Below are 15,665 nucleotides of genomic sequence, written 5' to 3' on the forward strand. Positions count from 1 at the left end.
AAATCATTTGATTTCCTGCTTTTCTTTATAAAATTATTTAGATTTTACTTTGCCAGTCCATTTTTTATATCCGCCTTTAAGCATATATAAATCTTTGTAGCCTTTTTTCTTCATAATTCGTGCAGCTCTTGAACTTGCTACACCATTGGCATCGCAAAAGTATATTGGCTGATCTTTACGCAATCCTTGGTATCTCGTACGAAAGACGCTCATAGGAATATTTCTTGCTCCTATAATATGACCGTAATCATAATCAGCTTTCTCCCGTAAATCAATGACTTGAGCTTTTCTTAATCCCTTGTGAAACTCGTTTTGTTCTAATTCTGTTACTGCGCGCTTATTAATTAAATAGTTAATTGCCATATAAATGATAATCAAGACTAGGATTATGAGCGCGATATACCAAAAATTCATGGTCTAATTCCTCCCAATTCAACTCTATATTACTATTATAAGATTTCTTGTGAGATTTATCAAAATTTTTTTGCTAAAATGGTAAAGTATACATAATGAATTGAATAGGAGTTTTTGTTGTGAATGAAACTTGGTACTTTATTAATACAAAATCTAATGATCCATACTATAATATGGCAGTCGACGAAGCACTAATGAATTTTGTGAGCAGAGGGGAAATAGATCCAGTTATTCGCTTTTACACATGGAATCCTGCAACGCTTTCTATAGGATATTTTCAAAAGTTAATAAAAGAAATAGATATAGAAAAAGTGAAAGAAAAAGGATATGGACTTGTTAGGAGAGCTACAGGTGGTAGAGGCGTGCTACACGACAAAGAATTAACATATAGCGTTATCGTACCTGAATCACATCCAAATATGCCTAAAACGGTAACTGAGGCATATAGAGTGATTTCTGAAGGGCTATTGGAGGGCTTTAAATCATTAGGTTTTGATGCATACTTTGCAATTCCGAAAACGAAAGAAGAACGTGATAAATTGAAGACGCCTAGAAGTTCTGTTTGTTTTGATGCACCTAGTTGGTATGAACTCGTTGTAGAAGGAAGAAAAATTGCGGGGAGTGCACAAACAAGACAAAAAGGCGTTATCTTACAACATGGCTCAATATTACAAGATATTGATGTAGATGAATTGTTTGATATGTTCATTTATAAAAATGATAGACTAAAAGATAAAATGAAAGCAGCCTTTGTAGACAAAGCAGTTGCAATTAATGATTTAACTGATCGAAAAATTACTATTCCTGAAATGGAAGAAGCTTTTTACGAGGGATTCAAAAAAGGTCTAGATATTGATTTTAAACCTTTAACTTTTAATGAAGCACAGCTAGCTGAAATAAAAGAAATTGAAGATAAATATAAATCTGATGAGTGGACTTATAGAAAATAAAAAAACTAAGCCAAGTAAATGGCTTAGTTTTTTATTTTCTGCGTTTCTGTTTACGCATTGCTTTTTTATATTTTCTTTGATCCGGTGTTAAAAAGAAGAAATAGTAAATCAAATAAATGATTAACCCAAATATGATTAATGAAACAATCATTCTAATAAATCCCATAATGAAGAAATCAAAATTCATAATTAACCCGAATAGTGCAACAGCAATAATTAAATAAAATAAAACATTTTTCATTGTATCTCACCTTAAGTTAGTAGTTCTTTTAATATAGCATATTTCAGGCATTTACTCACATAATTTGACTGATTTCGGTATTTAGTCCTTTAAGTTTATCCATTGCTTTTTTAACAGCAGTTTTATCTTTTTTGTCATATGATTGCTGTAATTCTTTAAATACACTTTCAAAATCATCCGTGAGTTTTAACATGTTTTTATGTAAGTCTTTGTATTTTTTAGGTATTGTTTTATCTTTCAATGAATCTTTATATTGTTGAGTTGCATCTTTTTGGCTATTAACGATATTTTCAAGTTCAGATTTAGTATGCGTATCATCAAATTTTGTTTGAAGTTGATGATGAATTTTATTATATGAAGCAATATTAGTTTTTGTATCATTTACAAATTGTGTTGAGGATTTTAAGTATTCAGTAGCGAATTGCGCTTTAGATTCATCTTTTAAATGATCAATTGAGCTTTGAGTGCTTGTTTCTTTTTGTTTATATGTTTTGTTTTTATCTTCTAGGTCTAATACTTCTTTTTTGACTTTACTATTTTCACTTTTTAATGATGATTTTTTCTGTTCAAGTTGTTGTACTTTGTCATTGCCACAAGCTGACAAAATGACCGTACCTGTTAAAATTGTAAAAAAGATTTTTTTCATGATTTTGAACTCCTAATGTTTTACTATGAAAAATTTTTAATATGTATGCTATTATTTTAATGTATAAAGATTTATTGCACAAACAGAAAGGGGAAAAAACATGAAAATAAATAAATTAAGATCAGTCATGCAAGAAAAGAACTTAGAAGCAGTAGTTGTACTTTCTCCATATAATAGAAGATACTTATCTGGATTCACGGGATCAAGTGGGTGTTTATATATTACACAAACTTCTGCAAAGTTAATTACAGATTTCAGATATATTCAACAAGCTACAACACAATCAGAAGCGTTTGAAATTGTAAATCAAGGTGGCCCTATGTTAAGTAAAGTCAATGAACTGGCTGAAGCAGATGAAATCAAATCTATGGGTGTCGAAACGAATTTAATTACATACAATGATTATCAAGCGTTAAATAGTGGTAAAGTTACACTATCGACAATTGAAGGTGAAATTGAAAAAATCCGTATGGTTAAAGATGAATTTGAAATTGAAAAAATTCAAAAAGCTGCTGACATTGTTGATGAGACATACGAGCATATCTTAAATTGGGTAAAACCGGGTATGACAGAAAATGAAGTTAACAATGAAATGGAAATGTTTATGAGAAGCAAGGGTGCTACATGTTCTTCCTTTGATACTATTGTCGCTTCTGGTCATCGTGGTGCGTTACCACATGGTGTGGCAAGTGATAAAGTGATTGAAAAAGGTGATATGATCACATTAGATTATGGTGCACTATATGATGGTTATGTAAGTGATGTAACACGTACATTTGCAATTGGTGAACCTGCAGAAGAAATGAAAAAAATATATAACATTGTTTTAGAAGCACAACTTGCCGCTCTAAACCAAATTAAACCTGGGATGACAGGTAAAGAAGCAGATACGATTGCACGTGATATTATTAAAGGTTATGGCTACGGGGATGCATTTGGTCATTCTTTAGGTCATGGTATTGGATTAGAAGTACATGAAGGTCCTGGGCTATCTCAGAAATCAGATATTGTACTTGAAGAAAATATGTGCGTCACACTTGAACCTGGTATTTATGTAGAAGGACTAGGTGGCGTCAGAATAGAAGATGATGTATTAGTTACGAAAAATGGCTTACAGCGCTTTACTAAATCTTCAAAAGACCTTATTATTTTATAAGAAGGTATATTTAGGAGGAAAATGAATGATTTCAGTTAATGATTTTAAAACAGGTTTAACAGTAAAAGTAGATAACGGCATTTGGAAAGTATTAGATTTCCAACATGTAAAACCAGGTAAAGGTGCCGCATTTGTACGTTCTAAATTAAGAAATTTAAGAACTGGTGCAATTCAAGAAAAAACATTCAGAGCTGGTGAAAAAGTAGAAAAAGCTCAAATTAACAATAGCCGTATGCAATACTTATATGCAAACGGAGATAGCCATGTATTCATGGATAATGAAACATATGATCAATTAGAATTACCAGAAGAAGCTTTAGAATATGAACTTAAATTTATAAAAGAAAATATGGAAGTTCATATTCAATCATATGAAGGTGAAACACTTGGTGTTGAATTACCAAATACAGTAACACTTCAAGTTACTGAAACTGAACCTGGTATTAAAGGTGATACAGCAACAGGTGCTACAAAACAAGCAACAGTAGAAACTGGCTATAGCTTAAATGTTCCTTTATTTGTAAATGAAGGAGATTTACTTGTTATCAATACTACTGATGGTAGTTACGTTTCAAGAGGTTAATCAAATTTAATATTTGATGTTATGAGTCTGGACATTAACTTGCCAGACTCTCCTTTTTTGTGTAATAAAAACAATTTTTAAATCAAGAGATTATTTTCCTTTTCAAATAAAATATTAAAATCGCTTGAATTGGTATGACCACTAAAGTAAAATGTATGAAGTGTAACGAATTTGAATTTAAAAGGAGTTTTTCAAATGAATTTGAAACAAATAAAAGAACTTGTTGAAGTATTAGACAATTCTTCTTTAACTGAAATCGATATTAATGATAAAGAATTTAAATTAACTTTAAAAAAAGATATTAAACAAGAAATTGTATATGCACAAGGTGCAAATAATGTAGTCGCAGAAACGCAACAAACACAAGCACAACCAGTGCAATCTGTTCAACAAACTACTGAAACAGAAAAAATAGAAGGTTTAACAATAAATGCACCAATGGTTGGTACTTTTTATAAATCACCATCACCTGATGAAGGTCCTTATGTACAAGTAGGATCACATGTAGATGCTGATTCAACAGTATGTATTTTAGAAGCAATGAAATTATTTAATGAAATTCAAGCTGAAGTATCTGGTGAAATCACTGAAATTCTAGTTGAAGACGGACAAATGGTAGAGTATGGCCAACCGTTATTCAAGGTGAAGTAATATGAAAAAAGTATTAATCGCTAATAGAGGAGAAATTGCAGTAAGAATTATTAGAGCTTGTAGAGAGTTGGATATTCAAACAGTCGCAATTTATTCAGAAGCTGATAAAGATGCATTACATACTCAAATTGCTGATGAAGCATATTGTGTTGGACCAACGCAATCTAAAGATTCATACTTACATGTTCCAAATATAATTTCTATCGCAAAATCAACAGGTTGTGACGGCATACATCCAGGATACGGATTTTTGGCTGAGAACAGTGACTTTGCAGAAATGTGTGATGCTTGTCAAATTAAATTTATTGGACCTAGTTATCAATCCATTCAAAAAATGGGTATCAAAGATGTGGCCAAGGATGAGATGATTAAAGCGAACGTACCTGTTGTTCCTGGTAGTGAAGGATTAGTAGATACTGTTAAAGTAGCAAAAAAATGTGCCAAACAAATTGGTTATCCTGTAATTATTAAAGCAACTGCAGGCGGTGGCGGTAAAGGTATCCGTATTGCACGTAACGAAGAAGAATTGGTTACTGGATTTAGAATGACACAACAAGAAGCAGAAACAGCATTTGGTAACAAAGGGCTTTATTTAGAAAAATTCATTGAAAACTTTAGACATATTGAAATACAAGTTATGGGCGATGCTTTTGGAAATGTCATTCATTTAGGTGAACGTGACTGTACAATCCAACGACGTATGCAAAAATTAGTCGAAGAATCACCATCTCCAGTATTATCAGAACAAATGCGTAAAGATATGGGTGAAGCTGCAATAAGAGCCGCAAAAGCTGTGCAATATGAAAATGCAGGTACAATAGAATTTATTTATGATTTAGATGCAGATGCTTTCTACTTTATGGAAATGAACACGCGTATTCAAGTTGAGCATCCTGTAACTGAGATGGTTACAAATATGGATTTAGTAAAACTTCAATTACAAGTAGCAAGCGGCGAAGCATTGCCAGTAACTCAAGATCAAGTAAAATTATCTGGACATGCAATTGAATTCAGAATAAACGCTGAGAACCCAATGAAAAACTTTATGCCTTCACCAGGTAAAATCAACCAATATTTAACACCGGGTGGATTTGGTGTTCGTATCGATTCTGCTTGTTATACAGGTTATACGATTCCACCTTACTATGATTCAATGGTTGCTAAACTTATTGTTTATGGTAAAGATCGTACAGATGCCATTCAAATTGGTAAACGTGCGTTGGCAGAATTCCTAGTAACTGGCATAGATACAACTATCCCATTCCATTTAAGATTATTAGACAATCAAGTGTTTAAGTTAGGTGATTTTAATACCAATTTCCTAGAGATTCATGATATTATGAATAGTGAAGATGAATAGGGAGGGATTCGAATGGCTAAAACAATTGAAAATGAAAAGCCTTCTTTAGGTAAGATTGAAATCGCACCAGAAGTAATTGAAGTTATAGCTAGTATTGCTACAACAGATATTAAAGGTGTATCTCATATGCAATCCGTTTTTAATAAGAATTCCATAGAAAAATTCGGGAAAAAGAATTTTGGTAAAGGTATTAAAGTCGATATTAAAGAAGACGGCATATATATTAATGTTTATTGTTCATTTGACTATGGTACAAAAATTTCAGAAACAGCTAGAAAAGTTCAATCTGAAATTAAACAAGCATTAAATACTATGACAGCATTAACACCGAAAGAAGTTAATGTTCATATCGTCAATATACAATTCCAATAAAAAATGATTAATTAAGAGGATGCATGCATCCTCTTATTCTTTGAAGGAGAAGAATATGAATAGAACAGAATTAAGAGAACTCGTTTTTAAGACTTTATATCAATTAGAAAATAATAAAACTGAATTAACAATTGAAGAAGCAATTAATTATTTGGTTGAAGATTTTAAAGGTGAACAATTTTTATATGTGAAAAACTTTGTTAAATCAGTAATTGAAAACAAAGATGAGTTAGACGAAGCATATAAACCACATTTGAAAAACTGGACTTTAGAGAGATTGTTAAAAACTGATCGTATCATTTTAAGAATGGCAACATACGAATTAAAATATACAGATACACCTGATAAAGTAATTTTCAACGAAGCGGTTGAAATTGCAAAAATTTATAGTGATGATGAACATTATAAATTTATTAATGGTGTTTTAAGTAGCCTATCAAAATAATAAAGAGTGATATCATGGATAAATATTTATCAGTTACAGCTATAACTAAATATATTAAATACAAATTTGATCAAGACCCACATCTGCAAAATGTGTTCATAAAAGGTGAAATTTCAAATTTTAAACGTCATTCAAGTGGACACCTTTATTTCGCGCTAAAAGATAATAAAGGTGTCTTAAGTGCGATGATGTTTAAGTCTAATGCGAGCCAACTATCATTTAATCCAAAAGAAGGCGACCAAGTCTTAATCGAAGGTAGAATAGGTTTGTATGAAACGAGAGGCGCCTATCAAATTTATGTTCAATCAATGCAATTAGATGGTGTTGGTTTATTATATGAAAAATTTGAAGCATTAAAAAAAGAATTAGCTGAAAAAGGATATTTTAAAGAAGAACATAAATTAAGTATTCCAAAATACCCACAAAAAATAGCAGTATTAACTGCTTCAACTGGAGCTGCAATAAGAGATATATGTTCTACCTTAGATAAACGTTATCCACTTGCAGAACAAGTATTAATAAGTACACTAGTACAAGGTAAAGAAGCTAAGGATAATATCATTAACAATATTGAAAAAGCAGACGCTATGGGTGTTGATGTTATTATCGTTGGTCGTGGTGGTGGATCAATTGAAGACCTTTGGAGTTTCAATGAAAGAGAAGTCGTTGAAGCTATCTACAATTGTTCTACTCCAGTTATTTCAGCAGTTGGTCACGAAACAGATACAACGCTCAGTGACTTTGTGAGTGATGTAAGAGCTGCAACGCCAACACAAGCTGCTGTTATTGCAACTCCAGATATTCAGGCGCTATATCAATTGATAAATAATGGTCGCCAATATATTACGAAGCATATCGCACAGAAGATTCAACGTGATAAACAACAGTTAAAGCAATTATCTTCATATTACAAGTTGAAAACGCCAACTTTATTATATGATCAAGAAACACAAAAATTAGATGACTATCAAAAACAATTAAATCGATCAATGGAACAATTATTCTTAAGTGAAAAACATCGCTTAAATATATTGCACAACAAACTTTCAATTGGTCCGATTATTAATAAAAAAAATCAATTCAGACAAGATTTTAATAGACTGAACATAATGCAAACACAATTAATGAATCGTATACTAACTCAAAAGCAACAACTACTTAAAGGACAAGTTGTACAATTAGATACATTAAGTCCTACGCAAACCATGCTAAGAGGTTATTCAATTATAGAAAAAAATGATAAAATAATAACAAGTAAAAATGATTTGCAAGTTGATGATGAAATTACGATTAATTTAAAAGATGGTAAAATAAATGCTAATGTTAAAGAAATTAGGTGACAATAATGGCTAAAGAACAAAGTTTTGAAGAAATGATGGTTGAATTAGAAAAAGTAGTCGGTAAATTAGACGAAGAAAATATATCATTAGAAGAGTCTATTGAACTTTATCAACGAGGTATTGAATTAAGTAGTAAATGTGAACTTAAGCTTAAAGAAGCCGAAGATAAAGTAAACAAACTTGTTCAAAAAGAGGGTGCATCAGATGAGTCAAATCATGAATAAATACGTTGATATCTTTAATGATTCATTAGATCGTACATTTTTTGATCAAGTAGTGAATACTAAACTTGAAGAAAGTATGAAGTATTCACTTTCTGCTGGTGGTAAACGTATTCGTCCGGTTTTATTACTGATGACATTATCAATGTTACATACAGACCTAAAAAAAGGAATCGAAACGGCTAAAGCGCTTGAAATGATTCATACATATTCACTTATACATGATGATTTACCAGCGATGGACAATGATGATTATAGACGTGGTTTACAAACAAACCATAAAGTTTATGGAGAAGCGATTGCGATTTTAGCAGGTGATGCATTATTAACAAAAGCATTCGAATTAATTACAAAAGATGCAAATATAGAAGCTGAAGACAAAATTAAACTTATCAGATTACTGTCAGAATCATCTGGACATCAAGGCATGGTAGGTGGCCAAGTATTAGATATGGACAGTGAAGATAAAGAAATCACTTTAGATACATTGAGAAAAATTCATAGATATAAAACTGGCGCTTTGATTCGTTTTTCAGTAGTTGCTGCATGTACGATTGCTAAAGCAAATAGTAAAACATTTTTATTATTAGATGCATTTAGTCAAGAGTTAGGAATGATTTTCCAAATTAAAGACGATTTGCTAGATATCGAAGGTGATTTCGATAAAATTGGTAAAGCTGTCGGTAGTGATGAAATCAACAATAAAAGCACTTATATTTCGATACTTGGTAAAGTAAATACAAAAATTGCACTTGAACAACATGTTAATCAAGCACTTTACTTACTTGATCAATTAGATGAAAAGTATCAAACAGAAGAACTCAAATCACTTACAAAATTATTTGCAAGTAGAGATAAATAAATTATTAAACTAATGCTAATGAGAACTTCGTCGAAAATGGGCTTAAGGTGGTTAGAATATGGAAATTTCAAAAATTAAAAACCCTTCCTTTATTAAAGACTTATCTCATTCCGAACTTGAACAATTAAGTACTGATATCAGAAAGTTTTTAATTGAAACTTGTTCGATCACGGGCGGGCATATTGGTGCAAATTTAGGTGTAGTTGAACTAACAATTAGTTTGCATAAACATTTTAATAGTCCGACTGATAAAATAATATGGGATGTAGGTCACCAAGCTTATATACATAAAATTTTAACAGGTCGTGTACATGAATTTGATACTTTAAGACAATATAAAGGATTATGTGGTTTTCCTAAAATGAAAGAGTCTGAACACGACGTGTGGGAAGCAGGACACAGTTCTACTTCTCTATCTGCAGCTATGGGGATGGCTAAAGCACGTGATATTCAAGGTGGTAATCATCATGTTGTACCAGTTATTGGTGATGGTGCATTAACTGGTGGTATGGCACTGGAAGCGTTAAATCATATTGGTCATGATAAGACCAATTTAACAATCATATTAAACGATAATGAAATGAGTATTGCTCCAAATGTAGGTGCGATGCATAATATGTTTGGTCGCATCAGAATGAATCACAATTACAATAGATTTAAATTTGATGCGCAAAGTTTTATTAATAGGTTACCGGGTGGTCCGTTATTAAGAGATTCAGCCGATAAAATCAAAGACAGTTTAAAATATTTAGTTGTTGATGGTATATTTTTTGAAGAATTAGGTATTAAATACATCGGTCCCGTTGATGGACATAATTTCAAAGAATTAGATGAAGCAATCTCTACTTCAAAGCAAATAAACAAGCCAGTTATTATTCATGTTGTTACTAAAAAAGGTAAAGGCTATAAACCAGCTGAAATTGATACGATTGGGACATGGCATGGTCTTGGACCGTATAAATTAGAAACTGGTGAAGTCATTAATGACCATTCAAAAGGACCAGCATGGAGTGCTTTAATGAGTGATCAAGTATTATCATATGCTAAAACGGATAAAAGAGTTGTAGCAATAACACCGGCTATGCCTGTTGGTTCAAAACTCACAAAATTTCAACAAGCGTTACCTGAGCAATTCTTCGATGTTGGTATCGCTGAACAACATGCAGTAACGATGGCAGCAGGATTAGCAACTCAAGGAATGAAACCTTACGTAGCTATATATTCTACATTTATGCAAAGAGCCTATGATCAATTGTTACACGATGTAGATAGACAAAATTTAAATGTATTATTTGGTGTTGACCGTGCTGGATTAGTTGGCGCGGATGGTGAAACTCATCAAGGTGTATTTGATATAGGGTTTTTATGCCAATTTCCAAACTTTATTGTCATGATGCCTAAAGATGGGAACGAAGCGCTAGATATGGTCAAAACAGCATTTGAAACTGAACATGGACCAATGGCTATCAGATATCCAAGAGGAAATGCACCAGCACTTGATGAAAGTGCACAACAAAATATTTTAGAAATTGGAACGTGGACATACGAACGACAAGGACATGATGTTGTATTAATCAGTTATGGTCCGACTGTCGAACTTATTACGGATATTGCAGATGAATTATTAAAAGAAGATATTCATGTAAAAGTTGTAAATGCGCGTTTTATAAAACCAATGGATACAAAGATGCTTCATGAGCTTGGAACATCAAACATTCCAATTATAACTGTTGAAGAATCTATGTTAACTTCTAGTTTAGGCAGTCAAATAGCTACATTTTTAAAAGACCATGATTATACAAATATGTTAAGAAGATTAGGTATTAACAATGAATATATAGAACATGGTGATGTAGATCTATTATTAGAAGACATAGGTATTTCCAAAGCAAATATTATTTCATTAATAAAATCAATCAAATAAATTAAAGTAACATTAAAAAGCCAAATTGAATTTGTAATTTGGCTTTTTTAACGGTTTTAAACATAAAATGTATAAATAATAAATGAGCGTATAAAAATGTATTTATTATTTATATTATCCAATTACGGTAAATGAGCATATTAATGGTTAAATTATTATTTTGAAACATTATATGCTATTATTATTGTATAAATATTCAGTGATAGAGGTGTTAAATATGGCAAATAAAACAATGCGTCAAATTAAGATTAGAGAAATCATTTCAAATGAACAAATAGAGACTCAAGAAGAACTTGTTCGAAGGTTAAATGAATATGATTTGAATATTACCCAAGCGACGATTTCGCGAGATATTAAAGAGTTACAACTTATAAAAGTACCAGCGCCATCAGGGCAATATATTTATAGTTTGCCAAGAGATCGTAAGTACCATCCTATAGATAAATTGGGAAGATATCTTATGGATTCATTCGTTAAAATTGATGGAGCAGGTAATTTATTAGTATTGAAAACACTTCCGGGTAATGCACAATCCATTGGTGCAATTATTGATCAGATTGATTGGAAAGAAGTAATTGGCACTATTTGTGGTGACGATACATGTTTGATTATTTGTAAAGATGTTGAGTCTGCTGAGATTATTACTGACAGAATTTTCAATATGCTTTAAAGGAGATTTAATATACAATGTTACAAGCACTTACAATAAAACAATTCGCTATAATTGAATCATTAGAAATCAACTTTGCAGATGGTCTCACTGTATTAAGTGGTGAAACAGGAGCAGGGAAATCTATCATCATTGATGCAATCGGGCAATTAGTTGGCGCAAGAGCATCTCAAAGTTTTGTTCGACATGGGGAACAAAAAGCGATTATCGAAGGTGTATTTGATATTGATGATGTACCTAACGTTAACAAAATTTTAAAAGAATTGGATATTGAATTTGACGAAGATTTCCTTTTTGTTAAAAGAGAAATATTTGCTTCTGGGAAAAGTATTTGTAAATTAAATAATCAAAACGTAACATTAACGGATTTGAAACTCGTTATGCAGGAATTGTTAGATATTCATGGACAACATGAAACGCAAGTATTGTTAAAACCTAAGTATCATTTATCACTTTTAGATGATTTTGCAGATGGTTTATATGATAAAGAAATTGAGCAATATACTTCTAACTTCAAATCCTACCAATTAAAAAAACAAGAACTTGATAAGTTAGAGTCACAAGATCAAGCTCTATTACAACGATTAGATTTGATTAAATTTCAAAGAGACGAATTGCAAGATGCAAATCTTAAAGAAGATGAGCTTGAATTCTTAAATCAAGAAATTAAGAAGTTACAAAATCATGAAAAGATTAACGAAAGCTTAAATAAAGCACATTTATTATTAAGTAGTGAAGAAAACATTACTGACAAAATATATGAACTTAATCAAGAGATTCAACACATCAATGATATTATTCCTGATAAATATACTTCTTTTAGTGAAGAGTTAGATCAAATGTATTACACATTAGAAGATTATAAACATGAACTATATAATGAATTAACATCTAATGATTTCGATGAATCTCTGTTAAATGAATATGAATCAAGATTGAATGTACTTTCAGATTTGAATAGAAAGTATGGTAAGAGTATTCCTGAATTAATTAAATATAGAGATAAAATTGAAGATGAAATTTTTAAAATTGAAAATTACGAACAAAGCACTTCACAGCTAAGAGAGGAAATTAATGAATTAAATGAATCTGTCTTGAAGAGTGGCCAAGCACTTTCTAAACAAAGACGTAAAGTTGCTTTACAACTAAGAGACCGTCTTGTAGATGAAGTACAAAACTTACATATGCAAGATGCCAATATTGAAATTACATTTACTAAAACAGCGCCGAATAAAAATGGTTTAGAAGAAGTTGAGTTTTTAATAAGCCCAAATAAAGGTGAACCACTTAAAAGTTTAAATAAAATTGCATCTGGTGGTGAACTTTCCAGAATTATGCTCGCATTAAAAAGCATTTTTGTATCTTCTAAAGGACAAACTGCAATTCTATTTGATGAAGTGGATACAGGTGTATCGGGTAGAGTAGCTCAAAAAATGGCAGAAAAAATGTATCAAATATCTCAATCATTACAAGTGATTTGTATATCTCATTTACCTCAAGTAGCAGCGATTTGTGACAATCATTTATATATCACTAAAGAAACAATAAATGATCGTACCACTACTTCAATTAAGCAACTAGATGGAGAAGAAAAAATCGATGAAATCGCACGAATGATTTCTGGTGTTGAAGTGACAGAATTAACAAGACAACATGCAAAAGAAATGATATTACAAAATAAGAATTAAAATAGAAAGATTCGGTAGGGTGTTCAATATGGTAATTAAGTTAGCAATAATAGAAGACTCAAAAGCATATGTGAGTGAAGTTACACAATTCTTAAAGAAACAAAATATTGAAATTGTTAATATTGGCTATAATGGGAAAGAAGCGCTCGATTTCCTTAATGAAAAGAATTTTGATGTACTTTTATTAGATTTAATATTGCCTCATATAGATGGGTTAACATTGTTAAAAAATTATATTAAGCCTGATAAAGAATATAAAGTCATTTGTATGAGCGCATTTGTCAGTGATGATATTTTAAAAGAATCTGTATCTCTAGGTGTTGATTACTTCTTAATTAAACCTGTGGAGTTTGATGTATTACTGAATACTATCCATCGTGTTCTTGAGACAAGTGAAGTGAGTCCCGAAGAAGCAGATGCAGTTGATTCATTACTAGAAAATATAGGTATATCAAATAACTTGAATGGTTATCACTATATTAAATATGGTATACATTTAATGCTAAATCATTCACATAAAATGCAATTAACTAAAGAACTTTATCCACTTATATCTGAACACTATGGTGTTCAAGCGAATAGTGTAGAAAGATCAATTAGACACGCCATCAAATTGGCGTGGGATAAAGAATTGAAATTGTACTGGTACAATACTGAGAAATCATATATGAAGCCTACAAATGGTGAATTAATGGGTCACTTATTTAAAATTTATAATGAATCTCAAAATAAAAACAACTGACTAAGTGAATAAATTTGTCAGTTGTTTTTATTTTTTGAATTTTTCTTTAAAAATTGTTCCTGTGCGCGTTTGTTTTTCTTCTCTCGATGCAATATGTAGCCACCAATAAATACAATACCAAATACAAAAAATATGAATCCTAATAAGAATTGAACCCAAATAAAATGTAATTGTGGTACGAGTACACCAAAGACAGCATCTCTCATCCACTTAATACCTAGTCCAGCAAGTATGCCAGGAATAATTAATATAAGTAACGCAACGTACTTTTGCATAAGAATAAACCCCTATAATTGAATTACTTATATTATATATGAGTTATTGTTTAAAAGTAAACATTCAAAAAATGGAATAATATTATAAATTTGATTATGATAGTAAATGGAGGGGATGACATGCAATTTAACGAAATCATTGAAAAAGGCAAACAAGTTAAAGCAACGATCGCAGTTTGTAAATCTAATGACGAAAGTGTTATTAAATCAGTGGTTAAGGCAATTAAAGAAACGAATGTGAACTTTATTTTATTTGATGAAGAGCCACAAGATGAATTAATTCGTTCTTTTAATTTAAGCGCAACAGAATTCAAGAGAATTCATATTGTACAAACTAGAGATGAACAACATACCGTTTCAGAATGTGTAAATTCAGTAACAACAGGAGAAGCAGATTTAATTATGAAAGGTATCATTTCAACTTCAACCTTATTAAAAGAAATATTAAATGATAAATATCAATTAAAAACATCAAACAGAATGAGTCACGTTGCATTATTTAATGTACCTGAATATCATAAGATGCTAGCTATCTCAGATGTAGCAATGAATATTGCACCGAATACAGAAGAGAAAATTGAAATCACTTCAAATTTAATTGATACTTTACACATACTCGGAATAGAAAAACCAAATATTGCAGTATTATCCGCAATTGAAAATGTTAATCCTAAAATGCAATCTTCTGTAGATGCGCATGCTGTTGTATCTCATTTCAAAAATATGAGTACTGATGTAATGATTGAAGGACCAATTGCTTTTGATGCAGCAATTAATAAACAAGCATCAATCATTAAAAATATTGACTCAAATATTTCAGGTAATGTAGATGGATTAATCGTGCCACAAATAGAAAGTGGTAATATATTATACAAATCACTGGTTTATTTATCACATGCAGATGTTGCATCTATAATAATAGGTGCAAAAATACCAATAATTTTAACATCACGTTCAGATAACTCACGTGACAAATTTCATTCCATTTGTAGTGCTTTAATGCTCATTTAGTATATTATAATAATAAATCAATAACTATACTCTTTAAAGCGATAAAATGAAAGTGGTTTCAAGGCTTATAAATCAATTTATTTTGAATTTTCTAAAAAGTTTTACTTTTTGAAA

General features: G+C 30.9%; 19 protein-coding genes. 15 read left to right on the forward strand and 4 right to left on the reverse strand.

The genetic code is table 11. The annotated features are described in order from the left end of the window. Positions 1-33: 33 nt before the first annotated feature. Positions 34-414 carry a rhodanese-like domain-containing protein gene (locus tag P3U32_RS06335; RefSeq protein ID WP_323704771.1) on the reverse strand — a complete coding sequence of 127 codons (381 nt, stop codon included), beginning with the start codon at positions 412-414 and terminating at the stop codon, positions 34-36. A gap of 119 nt (positions 415-533) precedes the next feature. Between P3U32_RS06335 and P3U32_RS06340 the strand changes: the two genes are divergently transcribed. Further along, complete coding sequence (locus tag P3U32_RS06340) at positions 534-1,364, forward strand: lipoate--protein ligase family protein (protein WP_323704773.1); 831 nt, start codon at positions 534-536, stop codon at positions 1,362-1,364. 31 nt (positions 1,365-1,395) lie between these two features. Here P3U32_RS06340 and P3U32_RS06345 read toward each other — a convergent pair whose 3' ends face one another. Both P3U32_RS06345 and P3U32_RS06350 read right to left on the reverse strand, forming a co-directional pair. Further along, entirely contained in the window at positions 1,396-1,605 is a 210-nt protein-coding gene (locus P3U32_RS06345; protein WP_323704774.1) for an SA1362 family protein, read from the reverse strand. A 55-nt stretch (positions 1,606-1,660) separates the two neighbouring features. Further along, the gene (locus P3U32_RS06350) at positions 1,661-2,251 is read right to left on the reverse strand and encodes a hypothetical protein (RefSeq protein ID WP_323704775.1); all 591 of its coding nucleotides are present in this window, start codon (positions 2,249-2,251) and stop codon (positions 1,661-1,663) included. A gap of 100 nt (positions 2,252-2,351) precedes the next feature. Between P3U32_RS06350 and P3U32_RS06355 the strand changes: the two genes are divergently transcribed. The 13 genes from P3U32_RS06355 (at position 2,352) to P3U32_RS06415 (ending at position 14,265) form a co-directional block, all read left to right on the forward strand. Then, the gene (locus P3U32_RS06355) at positions 2,352-3,407 is read left to right on the forward strand and encodes a M24 family metallopeptidase (protein ID WP_323704776.1); all 1,056 of its coding nucleotides are present in this window, start codon (positions 2,352-2,354) and stop codon (positions 3,405-3,407) included. A 25-nt stretch (positions 3,408-3,432) separates the two neighbouring features. After that, positions 3,433-3,990 carry an elongation factor P gene (efp, locus tag P3U32_RS06360; RefSeq protein WP_323704777.1) on the forward strand — a complete coding sequence of 186 codons (558 nt, stop codon included), beginning with the start codon at positions 3,433-3,435 and terminating at the stop codon, positions 3,988-3,990. A gap of 195 nt (positions 3,991-4,185) precedes the next feature. After that, positions 4,186-4,641, forward strand: a complete 456-nt coding sequence (gene accB, locus P3U32_RS06365) for an acetyl-CoA carboxylase biotin carboxyl carrier protein (protein ID WP_323704778.1) — start codon at positions 4,186-4,188, stop codon at positions 4,639-4,641. A 1-nt stretch (position 4,642) separates the two neighbouring features. Next, positions 4,643-6,001, forward strand: coding sequence for an acetyl-CoA carboxylase biotin carboxylase subunit (gene accC, locus P3U32_RS06370; RefSeq protein WP_323704779.1), 1,359 nt, complete (start codon positions 4,643-4,645; stop codon positions 5,999-6,001). A 12-nt stretch (positions 6,002-6,013) separates the two neighbouring features. Then, a complete protein-coding gene (locus P3U32_RS06375) occupies positions 6,014-6,373 on the forward strand; it encodes an Asp23/Gls24 family envelope stress response protein (protein ID WP_323704780.1) in 360 nt (119 codons plus the stop codon). A gap of 55 nt (positions 6,374-6,428) precedes the next feature. Beyond that, the gene (nusB, locus tag P3U32_RS06380) at positions 6,429-6,818 is read left to right on the forward strand and encodes a transcription antitermination factor NusB (protein ID WP_323704781.1); all 390 of its coding nucleotides are present in this window, start codon (positions 6,429-6,431) and stop codon (positions 6,816-6,818) included. 14 nt (positions 6,819-6,832) lie between these two features. Next, positions 6,833-8,158, forward strand: a complete 1,326-nt coding sequence (gene xseA / locus P3U32_RS06385) for an exodeoxyribonuclease VII large subunit (RefSeq protein ID WP_323704782.1) — start codon at positions 6,833-6,835, stop codon at positions 8,156-8,158. 5 nt (positions 8,159-8,163) lie between these two features. Beyond that, complete coding sequence (gene xseB, locus P3U32_RS06390) at positions 8,164-8,382, forward strand: exodeoxyribonuclease VII small subunit (RefSeq protein ID WP_323704784.1); 219 nt, start codon at positions 8,164-8,166, stop codon at positions 8,380-8,382. After that, positions 8,363-9,241: a polyprenyl synthetase family protein gene (locus P3U32_RS06395; protein WP_323704785.1), complete on the forward strand. Its 879-nt coding sequence runs from the start codon at positions 8,363-8,365 to the stop codon at positions 9,239-9,241. Before xseB ends, P3U32_RS06395 begins: the two co-directional genes overlap by 20 nt. A 58-nt stretch (positions 9,242-9,299) precedes the next feature. Further along, a complete protein-coding gene (dxs, locus tag P3U32_RS06400) occupies positions 9,300-11,165 on the forward strand; it encodes a 1-deoxy-D-xylulose-5-phosphate synthase (protein WP_323704786.1) in 1,866 nt (621 codons plus the stop codon). 217 nt (positions 11,166-11,382) lie between these two features. Continuing rightward, on the forward strand, positions 11,383-11,835 hold the full coding sequence (ahrC, locus tag P3U32_RS06405) for a transcriptional regulator AhrC/ArgR (RefSeq protein ID WP_323704787.1): 453 nt from the start codon (positions 11,383-11,385) through the stop codon (positions 11,833-11,835). A 17-nt stretch (positions 11,836-11,852) separates the two neighbouring features. Next, on the forward strand, positions 11,853-13,523 hold the full coding sequence (gene recN, locus P3U32_RS06410) for a DNA repair protein RecN (RefSeq protein ID WP_323704788.1): 1,671 nt from the start codon (positions 11,853-11,855) through the stop codon (positions 13,521-13,523). A 28-nt stretch (positions 13,524-13,551) separates the two neighbouring features. Then, the gene (locus P3U32_RS06415) at positions 13,552-14,265 is read left to right on the forward strand and encodes a sporulation initiation factor Spo0A C-terminal domain-containing protein (RefSeq protein ID WP_323704790.1); all 714 of its coding nucleotides are present in this window, start codon (positions 13,552-13,554) and stop codon (positions 14,263-14,265) included. Between the two features lie 17 nt (positions 14,266-14,282). On the opposite strand, the gene P3U32_RS06420 is transcribed toward P3U32_RS06415, so the two are convergent. Further along, positions 14,283-14,540, reverse strand: a complete 258-nt coding sequence (locus P3U32_RS06420; RefSeq protein WP_323704791.1) for a DUF2627 family protein — start codon at positions 14,538-14,540, stop codon at positions 14,283-14,285. Between the two features lie 120 nt (positions 14,541-14,660). Here P3U32_RS06420 and P3U32_RS06425 point away from each other — a divergent pair, with 120 nt between their 5' ends. Beyond that, positions 14,661-15,551 (forward strand): phosphate acyltransferase, encoded by an 891-nt coding sequence (locus P3U32_RS06425; protein WP_323704792.1) that lies wholly within the window; start codon positions 14,661-14,663, stop codon positions 15,549-15,551. Positions 15,552-15,665 lie beyond the last annotated feature (114 nt).

Source organism: Mammaliicoccus sp. Dog046, from assembly GCF_034039665.1.
Classification (GTDB): Bacteria; Bacillota; Bacilli; order Staphylococcales; family Staphylococcaceae; genus Mammaliicoccus.

Coding starts and splice junctions, on each gene's coding strand:
- accB (WP_323704778.1), top strand. CDS start 4,186: ATGAATTTGAAACAAATAAAAGAACTTGTTGAAGTATTAGACAATTCT.
- xseA (WP_323704782.1), top strand. CDS start 6,833: ATGGATAAATATTTATCAGTTACAGCTATAACTAAATATATTAAATAC.
- P3U32_RS06350 (WP_323704775.1), bottom strand. CDS start 2,251: ATGAAAAAAATCTTTTTTACAATTTTAACAGGTACGGTCATTTTGTCA.
- dxs (WP_323704786.1), top strand. CDS start 9,300: ATGGAAATTTCAAAAATTAAAAACCCTTCCTTTATTAAAGACTTATCT.
- P3U32_RS06420 (WP_323704791.1), bottom strand. CDS start 14,540: ATGCAAAAGTACGTTGCGTTACTTATATTAATTATTCCTGGCATACTT.
- nusB (WP_323704781.1), top strand. CDS start 6,429: ATGAATAGAACAGAATTAAGAGAACTCGTTTTTAAGACTTTATATCAA.
- P3U32_RS06395 (WP_323704785.1), top strand. CDS start 8,363: ATGAGTCAAATCATGAATAAATACGTTGATATCTTTAATGATTCATTA.
- xseB (WP_323704784.1), top strand. CDS start 8,164: ATGGCTAAAGAACAAAGTTTTGAAGAAATGATGGTTGAATTAGAAAAA.
- efp (WP_323704777.1), top strand. CDS start 3,433: ATGATTTCAGTTAATGATTTTAAAACAGGTTTAACAGTAAAAGTAGAT.
- accC (WP_323704779.1), top strand. CDS start 4,643: ATGAAAAAAGTATTAATCGCTAATAGAGGAGAAATTGCAGTAAGAATT.
- P3U32_RS06355 (WP_323704776.1), top strand. CDS start 2,352: ATGAAAATAAATAAATTAAGATCAGTCATGCAAGAAAAGAACTTAGAA.
- P3U32_RS06335 (WP_323704771.1), bottom strand. CDS start 414: ATGAATTTTTGGTATATCGCGCTCATAATCCTAGTCTTGATTATCATT.
- recN (WP_323704788.1), top strand. CDS start 11,853: ATGTTACAAGCACTTACAATAAAACAATTCGCTATAATTGAATCATTA.
- P3U32_RS06345 (WP_323704774.1), bottom strand. CDS start 1,605: ATGAAAAATGTTTTATTTTATTTAATTATTGCTGTTGCACTATTCGGG.
- ahrC (WP_323704787.1), top strand. CDS start 11,383: ATGGCAAATAAAACAATGCGTCAAATTAAGATTAGAGAAATCATTTCA.
- P3U32_RS06415 (WP_323704790.1), top strand. CDS start 13,552: ATGGTAATTAAGTTAGCAATAATAGAAGACTCAAAAGCATATGTGAGT.
- P3U32_RS06425 (WP_323704792.1), top strand. CDS start 14,661: ATGCAATTTAACGAAATCATTGAAAAAGGCAAACAAGTTAAAGCAACG.
- P3U32_RS06375 (WP_323704780.1), top strand. CDS start 6,014: ATGGCTAAAACAATTGAAAATGAAAAGCCTTCTTTAGGTAAGATTGAA.